This window comes from Pseudobacillus badius, from assembly GCF_002189605.1.
GTDB lineage: Bacteria > Bacillota > Bacilli > Bacillales > Domibacillaceae > Pseudobacillus > Pseudobacillus badius.
On record NZ_MWMM01000004.1, the window covers coordinates 66,623 to 81,824 of the forward strand.

The following is a 15,202-nucleotide window of genomic DNA, read 5'->3' on the forward strand; positions in this document are numbered from 1 at the left end:
GGAGTGGAGTGTCATGCCGGCTATTCTAGTTGACGCAGATGGCTGTCCGGTTATTGATCAGGCGATCAAAATAGCCCAACTATTCAGCTTGAAGATTACATTGATTTGCGACACTGCCCATCTTATGCAGAGAGAGGGAGCGGAGACAATTACTGTGTCAAAAGGAGCGGATGCAGTTGATTTTGTTTTAGTGAATCGAGTGAAAAAAGGAGATATTGTCGTGACGCAAGATTATGGCTTGGCCGCTATGGTGCTTGCTAAGGCAGCTCATCCTATTGATCAAAACGGCCGCCTGTATACAACGGAGAATATTGATCAGCTTCTCAGCTTTCGCCACGCTGCTAAAAAAGCGCGGCAAGCTGGCGGCAGGTTAAAAGGACCGAAAAAAAGACGCAGGGAAGATGATCAGCAGTTTGAAGAACAGCTGACAAAGCTTATTAAACGGCTAATCGTTCCTGGAAATTAAATCTTTAGATCGCGCTAAAAGCCCTGCCCTTGTTATCTATCTTAACAAGGGCGGGGCTTTATATGTTCTCCTGACAGTTCGAGATGGGGAGGCGGATGCGCCATTTAGTTTCACACTTTCTGGGCTTTTTACATACTTTATAGTTGTAGAGGTGGTGAGGTGTGAAGGATGAAAAAAACAGCTGTTCGTTTTGATCCGTTTAAGGTTGAACAAGAAGAATGGAAGAGGCAGCAAAGAAAAGAAAGGTACAAAAAAGCACTGACGATTTGCTCCCCTATTTTTGTGCTTTTGCTTTGGGAATTCTTATCGCGCACGGCTTTAATTGATCCCCGTTTCTTTCCGCCGCCGTTTGAGATTCTAAAGACGTTCCTTGCGATGGGGATGAGCGGAGAACTGTTCAGCCACATTTGGATTTCTCTTTACCGTATTTTTGCGGGATTCCTGCTTGGAGTGATTCCCGGAGTGATTATTGGGCTGTTAATGGGGCTTTACTCTCCGGTCCGCCACTTTATTTCTCCGCTGGTGATGGCCCTGATGCCTATTCCGACGCTTGCTTTGCTTCCGCTTATTATTATTTTATTCGGGATTGGCGATATGTCCAAAGTTGTAACCATTGCCGGCAGTGTATTTTTTCCGGTCGTGATCAACACGGCAGCCGGCGTGTTAAACATCGATGCGATTTATTTGGATGTCGCCAAAAACTATGGAGCTGGTTCAAAAGAGTATTTTTTAAAAATTGCGTTGCCTGGTTCCCTTCCGGTCATGCTTGAGGGGATTCAGATGGGGCAGGCTATTGCGCTGCTTACCATTGTAGCGGCGGAAATGATGGGAGCCACATCAGGCATCGGCTATTTAATATGGACATCGTATAAAGCCTTTTTATTAAAGGAGATGTTTGTCGGGCTGATTTTAATTTCATTTTTCGGTTATCTCTTTTCGCTGGGACTGCGAATGCTGCAAAAAAAGCTAATTCCTTGGAGGTGATCAAGTGAAAGAGCCGTCTAAAATCATGATTAAAAATTTGACGAAGGTTTTTTATAAAAAAGAAAGCCGTGTCACAGCTTTGGATCGAATGACCACGACGATTAAGGACGGAGAATTCGTCTGTCTCGTTGGACCAAGCGGCTGCGGAAAAACAACGCTGCTTCGAATTTTGGCCGGTCTTGAGAAGGCAAGCACCGGCTCTTATCAAATTGTGCCAAGCGGTAAGGATCGGCCGCTGCAGTCAATGGTTTTCCAGGAAAAAGGAGTGATTCCCTGGCTGACAGTCAAGGAGAACGTCGCATTTGGTTTGAAAATGAGAAAGCTGCCGAAAAGCATTATTCAAGAACGGACGGACTATTATTTGAAGAAAACAGGGCTGAACGAGTCTGCCTCCCTTTATCCTAAGGAGCTTTCAGGCGGCATGAAGCAGCGTGTGAGCATTGCCCGGGCTTTTGCCAATGACCCCGAGATTTTATTGATGGATGAACCGTTTGCTGCCTTGGATGAGCAAAATAAATTTATTTTGCAGGAGGAGCTGCTGGCGATTTGGACAGAGACAAAGAAGACGGTGTTATTTATTACTCATAGCATTGATGAGGCCCTTTTGCTGGCAGATCGGATTTTGCTGATGAGTGCCCAGCCGGGAAAGATCGCCAGCGAAATTCAAGTTCATTTGCCGCGGCCGCGTACCATGGAGCAAGTGCGGGCGGATCAGGGAGCGGCCGCTGCTTTTATGGAGATACGCAAGCATTTGCAAGATGAAGTGCAAGCATCCAGAGAATAAAGGAGGAAAAGTGATGGGAAAACGAATGCTTTGTTTTTATTCGCTGCTGCTGGCCGCTTTCTTGCTGCTCGTCAGCGGCTGCACACCATCGGGAACAGAGGGGGACTCTGGCGGGAATGCAAATCAAAAGAACCCATCCGGCGATTTAACTCCTCTTAAAAAGAAAACGACTGTCGTTATCGCAGAAGATGGAGCGGCCTCAGGTGCCGGCTTTTACATCGCAAAAGAAAAAGGATATTTTGCAGATTATAATATCGAAGTAAAGTTTGCTCAATTTGCCAATAGCGATGATATGCTGCCGGCTTTGGCTGCTGGAGAAGTGGATATTGCCGGCGGTGTATCAACAGCTTCTTTTTTCAACGCCATTGCCCAAGGGATTGATGTAAAGATTATTGCTGATAAAGGACACAATGTGAAAGGGAAATCGTACTTCTCTTTCGTGATCGGCAAAGATAAACAAGGGGAAATCAAAGAGTACGCAGACTTTAAAGGAAAGCGGATTGCTATTTCAACGAAAGATGGTGTAGATGATTATATATTTGAGCAAATGATTGCACACGGCGGACTGACAAGAGAGGAGGTAAAATTCGTATTAATGCCTGATTTCGGGAGTATGATGGCTGCGGTGAACAATGGCACTGTCGATGCGGCTCTTCAGATCGAGCCTTTTATTACCCAGGGAGAGAAGAAAGGGCTTCACGTGCGCTTTGGCGACACGACTGACTATGCGCCGGAAGCACAGATCGCTATGGTGCTGGCATCGCCGCAATTTGTCAACGAAGAAAAAGAGGTATCCCTGCGGTTTATGACCGCCTATTTAAAGGGAGTTCGCGATTACAATGACGCTTTTATGAACGGGAAAAACAAAGCAGAAATTATTCAAATTATGACAAAGCATACTGCTCTGAAAGATGAAAAAATGTGGGAAAATGTTTTTGTGACAGGGTTAAACCCAGACGGACAAATGTACGTTAAGGATATTAAAAAGCAGTACGACATGTATAAGGCCAACGGGGCCATTCGCGGAACGATTGACCTTGACCAAGCGATCGATCCGTCATTAGCTGCAGAAGCTGTGAAAATCATCGGGGGATACGAGACAAATAAATAAAGGAAATGGAGAAGAGCACAGAGGATTCTTCTGTGCTCTTTTGCTATTAATAATAATGTTCGCGGGGGCCTTTATAATCCTGAATCGTATTGCCGCCATCCACAACGAAAAGCTGGCCGGTAATATAAGAAGCCTGTTCCGATGCAAGAAAGGTGATCAAGTGTCCAACTTCATCAGGGTGGCCATTTCGGCCCATCGGTGTATTTTCACCTGCAATTCGTTCATGCTCTGTTTGTGAACCGGTCGCGATCCAGCCAGGGGCCACATTATTGACGGTAATATGATGCTTGGCCACCTCAATAGCAATTCCTCGGCTCATCCCAACAATTGCTGCTTTAGCTGCACTATAGCCAGACTCTCCGGGATTGCTGACGAGCGGACCGGTAACAGACGAAACATTGACGATTCTTCCATACTTGTTTTCAATCATTTGTGGAAGAACGGCGCGAGTGACGTAAAAGCATGTAGATAAGTTGCGGGAAATGGAGATGTCCCACTCTGTTGCATCCAGTTCAGCAAAAGGAATAAATTTTTCAGGGGAGCCAACCTGCCCCATTCCGGCGTTGTTGATGAGAATATCAATTTTTCCGTAATCCTTCAATACACTTTGCACAAGCTTGTGCACTTGTTTCTCATCCATTAAGTCTGCGGTGTAGCCGGTTGCTTCTATCCCTTGGTCTTTTAGTTCCTTTTCCCGTTCGTAAATCCGTTCGGTTGTGGAGGTAATCGCTATTTTTCCGCCGAGTCCGCCAATAATCTCAGCTGCAGCGAAACCGATGCCTGAGTCGCTTCCTGCTCCTGTGATCAAACAGACTTTTCCATTGAAATCTGTATGTGCTTTCATTCTATAAACCCCTTTATGTATAGAAAGTATTCAGAACTATTTAAATAGTATAACAGAATAGCTGTTAAATGCACGAATAAATAGGCGTACAGGAGAACCGAAGGCGTTTTTGACTAGGCCGTGCCTGTTTGTCGGGAGGACTTAATCACATGTTTATTCTTTGTTTATAGGTCTATGAGATTAGTATTGCAGGAAAAATCAGCTGGATATAGGCAAATATACTAATAACAGCCTATTTTGAAAACGCTTCCTTTCCTATATGATTATCAATAACTTACATAATTATGTCAGCAAGAGCGAATCATAAAAAACAAGAAAGCGGGGGAATAAGATGGGGAAGTGGAGAAAAGCGGTTTTATCCGGCGTGATGGCAGCAAGTGTGCTGGCGGTGCCGCTCTCAGTTTATGAGGCGCCTATCGCGGCTAAGGCGGCAACGCAGGCATTGGACAACAAGGTTGTTCAAAAAATTGATGCCGAGAAAATTTATCAGCATGTTTCGGCTTTGTCTGTCGGCATTGGAGAGCGCGTGACAGGCAGCGAAGCGGAAAGAAAAGCGGTTGACTATATCGCTGCCCAATATCGTTCCTACGGATTGGATGTGAACATCCAGCCGTTTACGTTTCAAACTTATGAGGAAGCAAAAGAAATTTCGATTCAAATTGCCGGGCATTCCGGAAAAGGTTTAGAGCCAAGTGTTTTCAAGTATTCTCCCAATACTCCAGCTGAGGGAGTAACCGGAGAAATCGTGGATGCCGGATTGGGACGGGCGTCTGATTTTGCCGGCAAGGACGCAGCTGGAAAAATTGCGCTGATCGAGCGGGGAGGCATCACATTTGCTGAAAAAGCAGCGAATGCAGCGGCAGCAGGGGCAAAGGCTGTACTTATTTATAATAATACAACTGGCCCTTTAAAAAGCAGCCTCCCTTCTTCTGGAAATTATGTAGCAACACTTGGCTTAACAAAGGCTGAAGGAGAAGCACTGAAAACCTTAATAGAGAAGGAGCAGACGGTGACAGCAACGGTAAAAGTGCTGGGCGGCGGCATGGTTACAAAAACGTCCCATAACGTGGTAGCTGTGAAAAAAGCTCATAAAAATCACGATACCGGACAAATTCTTTACGTTGGTTCCCATCATGACTCTGTACCAGGCTCTCCTGGTGCGAGCGATAACGCATCCGGCGTGGCGGTAAATCTGGAAATTGCCCGTGTATTGAGCAGCCAGCAAACAGATACGGAAGTGCGCTTTCTGACGTTCGGCGCAGAGGAGCTCGGCTTGCTCGGCTCCTATCATTACGTCTCTACGTTAACGAAAGAGGAGATTGACCGGTCGGTTGGCATGTTCAATTTTGATATGGTCGGCAGCAAAAATGCAGGGGATATGATTATGTTTACAGTAGATGGCGAGAGAAACGTCGTTACCAATACAGGGGCATCAGCAAGCAGCCGCGTGTTTAAGCCGCTTACCTATGGAAAGGTTGGACGGAGCGATCATCAGCCGTTTCATGAAGGCGGTATTGCTGCCGCTGTTTTCTCTTATGCACCGCTAGAGCCGGAATATCATCAGCCGACAGATACAATTGATAAAATCAGCAAAGAAAAAATGGAGGCTATGGCGAAAGTAGTCGGTGCCGGCGTTTATCAAATTGCCCGCAAAGACACGCCTGCTCTAGAGCGTGCTCAAGTAGCTCCGAAACCGGCGGAGCCTCCTTTTGAAGAACGCCCGCTTTAAGCATACGAGCATACTAAGAGTGGTTGGAGAGCTTGCTTTCCAGCTGCTCTCTTTATTTTTGCTTAAAAACGGTCCTTGATCCATGCCAATCAGCATATAAAGAAAGCAGCCGATTATTGGTGTGATAGGCAGGTCTGTGCTGATTTGTATACAAATTTGTTCTTTAACCGACACTGGTATTTGACGAGGAAGAAAAGGAATCTTTGCGAGGAGGCCATTTAGATGCCCATTATTTCTGTTATCGGATATGGAGAGTTCGAGGTAGAGAAAGGCCGAAAATTAGTTTTAGCGTTGGAAGATAACGGTGTAGATATTCTCCATCAATGCGGAGGAAAAGCAAGGTGCACAACTTGCCGGGTAGAAGTATTGGACGGTGAATACTATGAAGCGACCCTTGCAGAAAAAAATGCTTTTTCGGAAAAGGGGATTGAAGATCTTTTGCGGTTATCCTGCCAGGTTTATGTCAATGGTGACGTGACGGTACGCCCGATTTTAACAAAAGAAAATTCGGGAATGAAAATAGGGCCGCGGCCAGCTGAATAACACTCTGTCATGATCCGCCTTTCAATCTTCAGACATCGCCCGATAGATTTAAAAAGCGCCCAAGAAAATCTGTGATTTAAGCATATGATTAATTGAAACTTAAATTTTTAAAAAGATGGAGGCGCTTTTATGAACCCAGAAACTCAAATGTTGCCGGAAGGGCATCTGTACGATATGAGAGCAGAGGAAGAACAGGCAATAACTGAAGATAGCAGGATTAGACCATTTGGTGGTTTTGGCCGTCCGTTTGGTGGTTTTGGCAGACCGTTTGGCTTTGGTCGTCCATTTGGGTTCGGCCGTCCGTTCGGCTTTGGCAGACCGTTTGGTTTTGGCAGACCATTTGGCTTTGGCCGCCCATTCTATGGCTTTGGATATCCTTATTATGGTTTTGGCAGTCCGTTCATCGGAGGGCTTGCCGGCGGATTATTAGGCAGCGCGTTACTTGCTCCTTATTATGGTTATGGCTACGGTTATGGTTATCCGTATGGTTACGGCTATCCGTACGGGTACTATTGGTAAGAAATAGAGAGGCTTTCGGCAGCTTAGTTCTTTTAATAAGAAGAGACTAAGCTGCCGGATTTTTATTGGATTGCGGGGACAAGCCTGTCGCCCTAAATAAAAAGAGAAGCAGAAAGGTTGTTATTTACTGATTATTCGGTTAATTTTAAATAAAGAGAAGCAGCTATAAGGGGAGGGAACGAAATGAAAGCGATTGTGTTACGAAAAACAGGGGGACCCGAACAGCTCTCATACGAAGAGGTGAATACTCCAGTACCTGGGAAGAATGAAGTGCTCGTGCGGCTGAAATATGCCGCGCTTAATCGAAGAGATGTGTGGATTACTTATGGAAAGTATCCGGGCATGAAGCTGCCTTCCATCCTTGGGGCTGATGGAGCGGGAGAAGTGTCCGCTGTGGGAGAAGGCGTGAAAGCTATGGACATTGGAACAGAAGTCTTGATTAATCCCTCTTTAAATTGGGGAGAGGAAGAGGCTTTTAATGGACCAAGCTATTCCATTCTTGGAATGCCTTCAAATGGCACATATGCTCAATACATCGTTGTGCCTGCTGAAAACGTTTATATAAAGCCGCAGTATCTTTCTTTAGAGGAAGCAGCTGCCCTTCCTTTATCTGCCTTAACTGCTTATCGGGCATTGATCACAAGGGGCAATGTGAAGAAAGGAGAAAATGTGCTGATTCCAGGGATTGGCAGTGGAGTGGCGCTGTTTGCCTTGCAAATCGCGGTTGCCGCCGGGGCTCGTGTGTTTGTTACTTCCAGCAGTGAAGAAAAGCTTGAAAGAGCGAAAAAACTTGGAGCAGCCGGCGGAACAAATTATCGTTCAGACACTTACATCAAGGAGTTGAAAGCTCAAATGGGAGGAGCAGACCTTGCGATTGACGGCGTAGGCGGCCAAACGTTTAATGATCTGATTCAATTGGCTAAGCCGGGCGGGAGGATCGTCAGTTTTGGCGCAACCGCTGGACCTGTACCTGACTTTGTGCTTCCGCGGCTCTTTTTCAAGCATTTGAATGTAATGGGAACAACTATGGGAAGTCCCCGGGATTTTGAACAGATGCTTCAATTCTTTGAACAGCATCGCATCCGGCCGGTCGTTGATCGGGTTTTTTCATTAGAAGAGGCGGTCCAGGCGCAAGTATATATGGAAAAAGGCCATCAATTTGGAAAGATTGTATTAGAAATACCAGACAGCGGCGCATGAATCAGCTAAATGATCATTGGGTTTTGCTCCTTATATTATTTTGCGATACACTGAATGAAGATAAATCGCTGGACTATAAAGGAGGAGATGAAGGAAGTTGGAGAAAAGAATCCCGATTACGGTTGCTGAAGCTGTCAAAAAGGTGATGGAGGCAGCAGGAGCCGGAACAAAAGAAACAATACATATCGATCAGGCGTATGGGCGAAGACTGGCAGAGGATGTGGTGGCTAAACACCCTGTCCCTCCCTTTAACCGTTCTCCGTATGATGGGTTTGCCATTAGAGCCAGGGACTCTGAAATAGCTTCAAGAGATCATCCCCTGACATTCCGGGTCATTGGGGAGATTGGTGCCGGAGAGGTCTTTTCAGGGGAAGTGAAGGAGCGGGAAGCGGTAAGAATCATGACAGGTGCGCAAGTTCCCGAGTCTTGTGATGCAGTGGTGATGTTTGAATTGACGGCTGAGCATTCAGATGGATCTGCCCAGTATATCACGATTAAGCGTCCGTTTATGCCTGGAGACCACATGTCTTTTGCCGGTGAGGATACACCGGAAGGCAAAGTGCTCGTTTCAAAAGGCGAGTATATTAACCCTGGGGTCATGGCGCTTTTGGCCACGTTCGGCTACAGTACGGTGGAGGTGGCTGAAAAACCGGTTATTGGTGTGTTTGCCACAGGATCAGAGCTGCTTGATGTGCATGAAGAATTACAGCCTGGGAAAATTCGCAACAGCAATGCCCATATGATTCTTGCGCAAATTGAAAGAGCAGGCGCTGCTCCGCTTTATTTCGGCAAGCTCCCTGATCAATTTGACCTTTGCCTGTCTGCTATTCGGGAAGCCTTGCAAAAGGTAGATTTGCTTATTACGACAGGCGGCGTCTCGGTAGGGGACTTTGATCTGCTTCCGGATATCTATAAAGAGATCGGTGCTGAAGTATTATTTAATAAAGTAGCGATGCGCCCGGGAAGCGTGACGACCGTTGCTAAGGCGAATAACAAGGTATTGTTCGGCTTGTCAGGAAACCCGTCTGCTTGTTATGTCGGCTTTGAGCTATTTGTCCGTCCTGTTATATTGCACCAATCATTTTCCGAAAAGCCTCATCTGAAAAAAGTGAAGGCGGAGCTTGCAGGAGACTTTTTAAAGCCCAATCCGTTTACGCGCTTTATTAGAAGCTCTCTCCGTATAGAGAATGGTGTGTTGCAGGCTGATCCAAGCGGATTCAATAAATCCAATGCTGTGGCGGTTCTTGCTTATACAGATGCGTTAACCATGCTGCCCGGCGGAACGAGAGGCTTCCAAAAAGGGGATCAGGTGGATGTCCTGCTGCTCGATTCGCCTGAGGGCAGTGAATGGCCTTGGGAGTGAAAAAAACTGTTCTTCAAATTGTCGGTTTCCAAAACAGCGGAAAGACTACGCTAATGACAAAGCTGATCGAAAAGACTGGCGAGCACGGCTGGACTGTTGCTGCTTTGAAGCATCATGGTCACGGCGGACTGCCCTTGCTCTTAGATGGTCAAAAAGACAGCGGAAAATACCGGCAGGCGGGCGCGCTTGCAACGGGTGTAGAAGGCGGAGGCAGGCTTCAGATTACTGTTGCCAAGGATAATTGGAAGCTGGAGGAAATCGTTGAACTATATGGGCACTTTCCTGTTGACCTGCTGCTCGTTGAAGGGTATAAGCAGGCTCAGTATCCGAAAATCGTGTTAATTAAAGGAGAACAAGAACTTGACTTGCTTGATCAGCTGACACATATCCAAGCAGTCATCAGCTGGGAACCTCTCTCGATAAAGCCGTCCGCCTTCCCTGTTTTTTTGCTTTCCGAAGAAACAGCCTATCTTCAGTGGTTCGTTTATTATATGACGCGCTGTTTGCTGACTGACTGAGAAAGAAGAGGCTAATGCGGGCTCATCAGTATGGTATGATAATAGACATCTAGATAGAAGGCGCGGAATAAAAAAGCGCAGAAGGAGGCTATGCAGTCCTCATCATCAAGGGCAGTGTTCTGTTTGTTTTTAAGTGTAAAACGATTAGTCCCGCGCCAGAAAGGAAGAGAGAAATGCAAGGACGCTATTCAAGACAGGAGCTTTTCTCGCCTGTCGGCAAAAAGGGGCAAAAAAAATTGCAGGAAAAACATGTGCTTCTTATTGGCGCAGGAGCCTTGGGTACCGGAAATGCTGAAGCATTGGTCCGCGCAGGCGTTGGACGTTTAACGATTATTGATCGCGACTATGTGGAAGAAAGCAACTTGCAGCGTCAGCAGCTGTACAGCGAAGAGGATGCCAGGCTGGCTATCCCAAAAGCGGTCGCTGCGAAGCGAAGGCTGACAGCGATTAACTCGGCGGTTCGCATCCATGCCGAAGTGATAGATGCTTCTTATGCAGAATTACTGGAATGGGCAAAAGAGGCAGACTTAATTATTGATGCGACTGATAACTATGAAACAAGGCTGATGATCAATGACGTTGCCCACCAATTGGGAGTTCCATGGATTTACGGGGCTTGCACCGGCAGCCATGGAATGGTCTTCGTCGTTCTTCCCGGACAAACTCCATGTCTTCGCTGCTTATGGGAAAAAGGGGCTGTTGGCAGCGGACATACATGCGACACAGCAGGTATTATTAGTCCTGCAGCCACTCATGTTATTTCTTACCAGGTCACCGAAGCAATGAAAATATTAGTAGAAGACTGGCAGGCGTTAAACGGCAGGCTCATTATGTTTGACCTTTGGAAAAATATGCATAAAGAAATCAATGTCGGCAAAGTGAAGAGAAGCACATGCCCAACATGCGGCGAATCGCCTGTTTACCCGCACTTATCCAGTGAGAATTTAACAAAAACAGCGGTGCTGTGCGGAAGGGACACTGTGCAAATTCGCCCTGCCAAACCGGGGGAAGTCAATCTTCCTGCGCTGGAGCAAACGTTTGCCCGGCAAGGTTACTCCGTCAAACGCAACCCTTATATGGTAACGATTCACTTCTCCCCTCATCGGCTAGTCGTGTTTTATGACGGCCGGGTACTTGTCCACGGAACAAACGACGAGGCAGAGGCAAAGAAATACTACGCCAGATTATTTGGCTAAGTCTCTTCTAACGGATGGGATCACTGCGGCGGAAATCGCCGTTTTTTCCACCCGATTTTTCCACCAGGTAAGTGGGGCCAATGACCATGCCTTTATCAACAGCTTTGCACATATCGTAGACTGTTAACGCACAAGCAGACGCGGCTGTCAAAGCCTCCATTTCAACGCCCGTACTGCCTTTTGTTTTTACAGAAACGGTAATGACTAATCTGTAATCGGATTCTTCGCTTACCCAGTCAAAAGCAATGTCCACGCCGCTGATGGGGATAGGGTGGCACATGGGAATCAAAGCAGCGGTTTGTTTGGCAGCCATAATACCCGCTACTTGTGCAACGGCAAGCACGTCCCCTTTTTTGATCGACTGATCGTGGATTTGCTGATAAATGTGTTCATTGACGAGGACGCTTGTTTTGGCAACTGCTAAGCGGTGAGATTCCTTTTTCTCTGTGATATCTACCATTTGGGCTCTGCCCTGTTTATTGAAATGAGTAAATTCAGGCATACAATCCCTCTTTTCATTCGTTATTTTTCTGCAAAGGAACTATTTGATTGTAACATGAGAGGAGAAAGAAACGGAATAAACGCCGTGTATGAATATTGAGCTTTGTAGGGGGAATAGATGTTGGAACGTTTATTTATTGTGACTGATCAGCCAATTTCTGTTGAAGAAGTAACAAAGAAGGTCGTACGCCCGGAGGCCGGAGCTGTTTCAAGCTTTATCGGAACGGTCAGGGAATACACTCGCGGCCGCCGGACTTTGTCGCTGACATATGAAGCGTACCGATCTATGGCTGAAAAACAATTGGAAAAAATCGGCGAAGAAATCAGCCGGCAATGGCCAGATGCAAAAACGGCGATTACCCATCGGACAGGACATTTGGCTATTTCTGAGATTGCGGTGGTCATCGCGGTATCAACACCGCACCGCAAAGATGCATTTCGAGCGAGTGAATACGCCATTGAGCGGATTAAGCAGATCGTTCCAATTTGGAAAAAAGAGCATTGGGAAGACGGAGAGCAATGGATTGGCAATCAATTAGAGACAGAAGTCTATCCGGAGGGAAAACCGAAAGGAGTAGAAAGTCATGATTAATGTTCTTTGCTTTGCCCATCTGAAAGAGCAGATTGGAAAAGAGCAGCTGGAAGTGGCGCATGAGAAATTGACTGTGAAGCAGCTGCTAAACGAGCTTCAAGAGAAATATGCTATTCAGACAGATGCTTTGATTGTTGCTGTCAATGAAGAATATGCGGACCCGGAAGATCTGATCCAGTCTGGAGATACGGTAGCGCTCATTCCGCCTGTAAGCGGCGGATAAGGAAGCGATGACCAAGAAGAAACAGCTGGCAGGTGTGGTATTGGCTGGCGGTGAATCAAGAAGATTTGGCGAGCCAAAAGCTTTTGTGCAGTATAAAGGCCGGCGTTTTTACGAGTATTCCTTAGAGGCGCTTGCTCCATTTGCAGAGAGAACGGTTATTATCAGTCACCCATCTCTGGTGAGCCGGTTCCGTTTGGAGCAGCCGGCAGCGGTCATAGAAGATTCCCCTCCTTTTCGCGGAAAAGGACCGCTTGCCGGATTATATAGTGCAATGACGCAGCTGGCCGCTGAGTGGTATATTGTCCTGCCATGTGATATGCCTTTAATCAATGAACGCGTCATTGGTGCGCTAGTTGCTGCAGCCGAGGAGCCATACGATGCCGTTATCCCTTATATCGACGGCCGGGAACAGCCGCTTGCTGCTGTCTATCATCAGAGAGTTTTGCCGATTTTGGCGGCTCAGCTGATAAAAGGGAATTTTCGGATGACCGCTTTGCTTGATTGTATAAAGAAGCGGCGAGTCACAGAAGCAGATCTGCCATTCGCTGAACAATGGTTTAAAAATATTAATACGAAGGATGCCTACCATCAATTGTTTGCAGATGAGTCATGAAATCCGTTTCATTCATGGACAGGTGTGCAGCCCCGGCATCCAGAAAGGGGAAATAGAATGGAACAAGTAAAAGATAAATTTGACAGACCGCTGAGAGACATTCGGATTTCCTTGACAGATCAGTGCAACTTCCGCTGTTCTTACTGTATGCCGGCTGAAATCTTTGGCGCGGATTATCCGTTTCTGCCGAAGGAAAAATATTTAACGTTCGCGGAGATTGTTCGCATCGTTCAAGCAGCGGCGGAGCTTGGAGTGGAAAAAATCCGACTGACGGGGGGAGAGCCGCTGCTCCGGAAACATCTTTCTGAATTAGTTCATGACTTATATACACAAACTAGCATTAAGGATATTGCTTTAACGACGAATGGTGTGCTGCTTCCTAAGTATGCTACAGCATTAAAGGCGGCGGGCCTGCAACGTGTAAATATTAGTATGGATGCACTGGATGACCGGGTTTTCAAAGAAATGAACGGACGGGCTGTCGGCGTGAAAGCCGTATTAAAAGGAATTGAAGCAGCAAAGGCTGCTGGTCTTGGCATTAAAATAAATATGGTCGTTAAAAAGGGAATTAACGACCAGCAAATTTTGCCGATGGCGGAGCATTTTAAAAAAGAGGGAATTCCTCTTCGATTTATTGAATTTATGGATGTCGGCAGTACAAATGGCTGGCAGCTTTCATCTGTCGTATCCAAAAAAGAAATCATCCGGCTGATCAGCAGCCAATTTCCTATTGAATCCGTGAAGGGCTCCTACTACGGTGAGGTGGCCAGCCGGTTTCAATATCAAGACGGGAGCGGAGAATTTGGAGTGATTTCTTCAGTGACAGAATCTTTTTGTTCTACGTGCACCCGGGCAAGAGTGTCGGCGGACGGAAAGCTGTATACATGCTTGTTTTCTGCTAAAGGTCATGATTTAAAGCCGGTGCTGCGGTCTTCTGACTCCATAAAAGAAGTCAAGGAGCATATTGCTGCTATTTGGAATCAAAGAATAGATCGTTATTCTGATGAGAGAACAGAAGAAACGGCAAAAAACCGCCCGAAAATCGAAATGTCTTATATTGGCGGTTAAGGAAAGGAAGTGAAGGGGGAAGTGAAGGGGACACAAGTACATGCCCATAAAGGCCACGCTGCAAGGCGCGCGGTGTGCCAGATAATTACAGTTAGCGATACAAGAGCAGAAGAAACAGATAAAAGCGGCAAGAAGATTAAAGAATCTTTGCTCAGTCATCAGCATGCGGTGGCTCGTTATCAAATCGTCCCTGATGAAAGAGGGGAAATTGCTCAAGCTGTTCAGCAAGGAATTAGCGATCCTGAAGTGGACGCTGTTATTGTGAACGGCGGTACTGGCATAGCCAAGCGGGATGTTACCATTGAAGCGGTTATGCCGTTATTTGAGAAGGAGATTCCAGGTTTTGGCGAGCTGTTTCGCTATCTCAGTTATGCCGAAGATATTGGCACAGCAGCGATCATGTCCCGCGCTGTGGCCGGTGTCGCCGGAAGAACAGTGATTTTCTCTCTTCCCGGTTCGACCGGAGCCGTAACGCTGGCAATGGAAAAACTCGTGCTGCCAGAAATAGGCCATATCGTAACAGAATTAAACAAAGACAGCTAAAGTGAAAAAGCAAATGGACTCGCCTGCAATTGGTCCATTTGCTTTTTTGTTTACTTATGACAAGAAGGGGAATAGGTGGCCGGATTATTGGATGAAAATCATGAGGGACAGAAAGCTGCTATGAATGATGCCTTTATATATTCTTATATCTTTTTTCTTGAAAGAGCAGTAGTTCATGTTGACTTTTTGGGTATTTAGAACTATTATTGTTGTGTGTAGATACTAGGCTATTCAGTGAATAATTATAAACTTCATATTGTTATTTTAACATGAAAGCGATGAAAAGTCCTTTGAATAAGGGCACTTGAATGACTTGGAGCGACTAGTGTAACCGACTCTTTACTTGAGTCGGTTTTTTATAAATGGGTTCCATCCTGCCTAATAAAGCCGCACAACGCAAAAGAA

The 15,202-nt window shown here is 46.2% G+C and carries 19 protein-coding genes; 17 read left to right on the forward strand and 2 right to left on the reverse strand.

Annotated elements, in window-relative coordinates; translation table 11 throughout:
* The first annotated feature begins 13 nt into the window (after positions 1–13).
* From B1A98_RS09320 to B1A98_RS09335, 4 genes are all read left to right on the forward strand, one after another.
* On the forward strand, positions 14–466 hold the full coding sequence (locus B1A98_RS09320) for a YaiI/YqxD family protein (RefSeq protein WP_063385083.1): 453 nt from the start codon (positions 14–16) through the stop codon (positions 464–466).
* 168 nt (positions 467–634) lie between these two features.
* The gene (locus B1A98_RS09325; RefSeq protein WP_063385082.1) at positions 635–1,450 is read left to right on the forward strand and encodes an ABC transporter permease; all 816 of its coding nucleotides are present in this window, start codon (positions 635–637) and stop codon (positions 1,448–1,450) included.
* Between the two features lie 25 nt (positions 1,451–1,475).
* Positions 1,476–2,234 carry an ABC transporter ATP-binding protein gene (locus tag B1A98_RS09330; RefSeq protein WP_063385155.1) on the forward strand — a complete coding sequence of 253 codons (759 nt, stop codon included), beginning with the start codon at positions 1,476–1,478 and terminating at the stop codon, positions 2,232–2,234.
* Between the two features lie 13 nt (positions 2,235–2,247).
* A complete protein-coding gene (locus B1A98_RS09335) occupies positions 2,248–3,345 on the forward strand; it encodes an ABC transporter substrate-binding protein (RefSeq protein ID WP_063385081.1) in 1,098 nt (365 codons plus the stop codon).
* Between the two features lie 46 nt (positions 3,346–3,391).
* Here the strand turns inward: B1A98_RS09335 and B1A98_RS09340 are convergent, their stop codons facing one another.
* Positions 3,392–4,189 carry an SDR family NAD(P)-dependent oxidoreductase gene (locus B1A98_RS09340; RefSeq protein WP_063385080.1) on the reverse strand — a complete coding sequence of 266 codons (798 nt, stop codon included), beginning with the start codon at positions 4,187–4,189 and terminating at the stop codon, positions 3,392–3,394.
* Positions 4,190–4,520: 331 nt separating this feature from the next.
* Here B1A98_RS09340 and B1A98_RS09345 point away from each other — a divergent pair, with 331 nt between their 5' ends.
* The 7 genes from B1A98_RS09345 to B1A98_RS09375 all read left to right on the forward strand — a co-directional run bounded on the left by B1A98_RS09345 (position 4,521) and on the right by B1A98_RS09375 (position 11,257).
* Positions 4,521–5,918, forward strand: coding sequence for a M28 family peptidase (locus B1A98_RS09345; protein WP_063385079.1), 1,398 nt, complete (start codon positions 4,521–4,523; stop codon positions 5,916–5,918).
* A gap of 222 nt (positions 5,919–6,140) precedes the next feature.
* Complete coding sequence (locus B1A98_RS09350) at positions 6,141–6,461, forward strand: 2Fe-2S iron-sulfur cluster-binding protein (protein ID WP_041096088.1); 321 nt, start codon at positions 6,141–6,143, stop codon at positions 6,459–6,461.
* A gap of 129 nt (positions 6,462–6,590) precedes the next feature.
* On the forward strand, positions 6,591–6,980 hold the full coding sequence (locus tag B1A98_RS09355; RefSeq protein ID WP_175345279.1) for a hypothetical protein: 390 nt from the start codon (positions 6,591–6,593) through the stop codon (positions 6,978–6,980).
* A gap of 183 nt (positions 6,981–7,163) precedes the next feature.
* Positions 7,164–8,180, forward strand: coding sequence for a zinc-binding dehydrogenase (locus tag B1A98_RS09360; RefSeq protein ID WP_063385078.1), 1,017 nt, complete (start codon positions 7,164–7,166; stop codon positions 8,178–8,180).
* 97 nt (positions 8,181–8,277) lie between these two features.
* Positions 8,278–9,543: a molybdopterin molybdotransferase MoeA gene (locus B1A98_RS09365; protein ID WP_063385077.1), complete on the forward strand. Its 1,266-nt coding sequence runs from the start codon at positions 8,278–8,280 to the stop codon at positions 9,541–9,543.
* Complete coding sequence (mobB, locus tag B1A98_RS09370) at positions 9,540–10,061, forward strand: molybdopterin-guanine dinucleotide biosynthesis protein B (protein WP_240492466.1); 522 nt, start codon at positions 9,540–9,542, stop codon at positions 10,059–10,061. Before B1A98_RS09365 ends, mobB begins: the two co-directional genes overlap by 4 nt.
* 173 nt (positions 10,062–10,234) lie before the next feature.
* Complete coding sequence (locus B1A98_RS09375; protein ID WP_041113627.1) at positions 10,235–11,257, forward strand: ThiF family adenylyltransferase; 1,023 nt, start codon at positions 10,235–10,237, stop codon at positions 11,255–11,257.
* A gap of 7 nt (positions 11,258–11,264) precedes the next feature.
* On the opposite strand, the gene moaC is transcribed toward B1A98_RS09375, so the two are convergent.
* Complete coding sequence (gene moaC / locus B1A98_RS09380; RefSeq protein ID WP_063385075.1) at positions 11,265–11,759, reverse strand: cyclic pyranopterin monophosphate synthase MoaC; 495 nt, start codon at positions 11,757–11,759, stop codon at positions 11,265–11,267.
* 117 nt (positions 11,760–11,876) lie between these two features.
* Between moaC and B1A98_RS09385 the strand changes: the two genes are divergently transcribed.
* From B1A98_RS09385 to B1A98_RS20905, 6 genes are all read left to right on the forward strand, one after another.
* Positions 11,877–12,350, forward strand: coding sequence for a molybdenum cofactor biosynthesis protein MoaE (locus B1A98_RS09385; RefSeq protein WP_063385074.1), 474 nt, complete (start codon positions 11,877–11,879; stop codon positions 12,348–12,350).
* Complete coding sequence (gene moaD / locus B1A98_RS09390; protein WP_041096081.1) at positions 12,343–12,573, forward strand: molybdopterin converting factor subunit 1; 231 nt, start codon at positions 12,343–12,345, stop codon at positions 12,571–12,573. The genes B1A98_RS09385 and moaD overlap by 8 nt, the downstream gene beginning before the upstream one ends.
* A gap of 7 nt (positions 12,574–12,580) precedes the next feature.
* Positions 12,581–13,186, forward strand: coding sequence for a molybdenum cofactor guanylyltransferase (locus tag B1A98_RS09395; protein WP_063385073.1), 606 nt, complete (start codon positions 12,581–12,583; stop codon positions 13,184–13,186).
* A gap of 57 nt (positions 13,187–13,243) precedes the next feature.
* Complete coding sequence (moaA, locus tag B1A98_RS09400; protein WP_063385072.1) at positions 13,244–14,254, forward strand: GTP 3',8-cyclase MoaA; 1,011 nt, start codon at positions 13,244–13,246, stop codon at positions 14,252–14,254.
* Between the two features lie 21 nt (positions 14,255–14,275).
* Complete coding sequence (locus tag B1A98_RS09405; protein WP_063385153.1) at positions 14,276–14,797, forward strand: MogA/MoaB family molybdenum cofactor biosynthesis protein; 522 nt, start codon at positions 14,276–14,278, stop codon at positions 14,795–14,797.
* A 75-nt stretch (positions 14,798–14,872) separates the two neighbouring features.
* A complete protein-coding gene (locus tag B1A98_RS20905; RefSeq protein ID WP_256682628.1) occupies positions 14,873–14,995 on the forward strand; it encodes a hypothetical protein in 123 nt (40 codons plus the stop codon).
* Positions 14,996–15,202: the final 207 nt, after the last annotated feature.

What these genes read in the sequence shown, in the direction of transcription:
- B1A98_RS09345 (WP_063385079.1), top strand. Translation starts at nt 4,521, where the DNA reads ATGGGGAAGTGGAGAAAAGCGGTTTTATCCGGCGTGATGGCAGCAAGT.
- B1A98_RS09395 (WP_063385073.1), top strand. Translation starts at nt 12,581, where the DNA reads ATGACCAAGAAGAAACAGCTGGCAGGTGTGGTATTGGCTGGCGGTGAA.
- moaC (WP_063385075.1), bottom strand. Translation starts at nt 11,759, where the DNA reads ATGCCTGAATTTACTCATTTCAATAAACAGGGCAGAGCCCAAATGGTA.
- B1A98_RS09350 (WP_041096088.1), top strand. Translation starts at nt 6,141, where the DNA reads ATGCCCATTATTTCTGTTATCGGATATGGAGAGTTCGAGGTAGAGAAA.
- B1A98_RS09360 (WP_063385078.1), top strand. Translation starts at nt 7,164, where the DNA reads ATGAAAGCGATTGTGTTACGAAAAACAGGGGGACCCGAACAGCTCTCA.
- B1A98_RS09375 (WP_041113627.1), top strand. Translation starts at nt 10,235, where the DNA reads ATGCAAGGACGCTATTCAAGACAGGAGCTTTTCTCGCCTGTCGGCAAA.
- B1A98_RS09320 (WP_063385083.1), top strand. Translation starts at nt 14, where the DNA reads ATGCCGGCTATTCTAGTTGACGCAGATGGCTGTCCGGTTATTGATCAG.
- B1A98_RS09325 (WP_063385082.1), top strand. Translation starts at nt 635, where the DNA reads ATGAAAAAAACAGCTGTTCGTTTTGATCCGTTTAAGGTTGAACAAGAA.
- B1A98_RS09335 (WP_063385081.1), top strand. Translation starts at nt 2,248, where the DNA reads ATGGGAAAACGAATGCTTTGTTTTTATTCGCTGCTGCTGGCCGCTTTC.
- B1A98_RS09340 (WP_063385080.1), bottom strand. Translation starts at nt 4,189, where the DNA reads ATGAAAGCACATACAGATTTCAATGGAAAAGTCTGTTTGATCACAGGA.
- moaA (WP_063385072.1), top strand. Translation starts at nt 13,244, where the DNA reads ATGGAACAAGTAAAAGATAAATTTGACAGACCGCTGAGAGACATTCGG.
- B1A98_RS09355 (WP_175345279.1), top strand. Translation starts at nt 6,591, where the DNA reads ATGAACCCAGAAACTCAAATGTTGCCGGAAGGGCATCTGTACGATATG.
- moaD (WP_041096081.1), top strand. Translation starts at nt 12,343, where the DNA reads ATGATTAATGTTCTTTGCTTTGCCCATCTGAAAGAGCAGATTGGAAAA.
- B1A98_RS09330 (WP_063385155.1), top strand. Translation starts at nt 1,476, where the DNA reads ATGATTAAAAATTTGACGAAGGTTTTTTATAAAAAAGAAAGCCGTGTC.
- B1A98_RS09385 (WP_063385074.1), top strand. Translation starts at nt 11,877, where the DNA reads ATGTTGGAACGTTTATTTATTGTGACTGATCAGCCAATTTCTGTTGAA.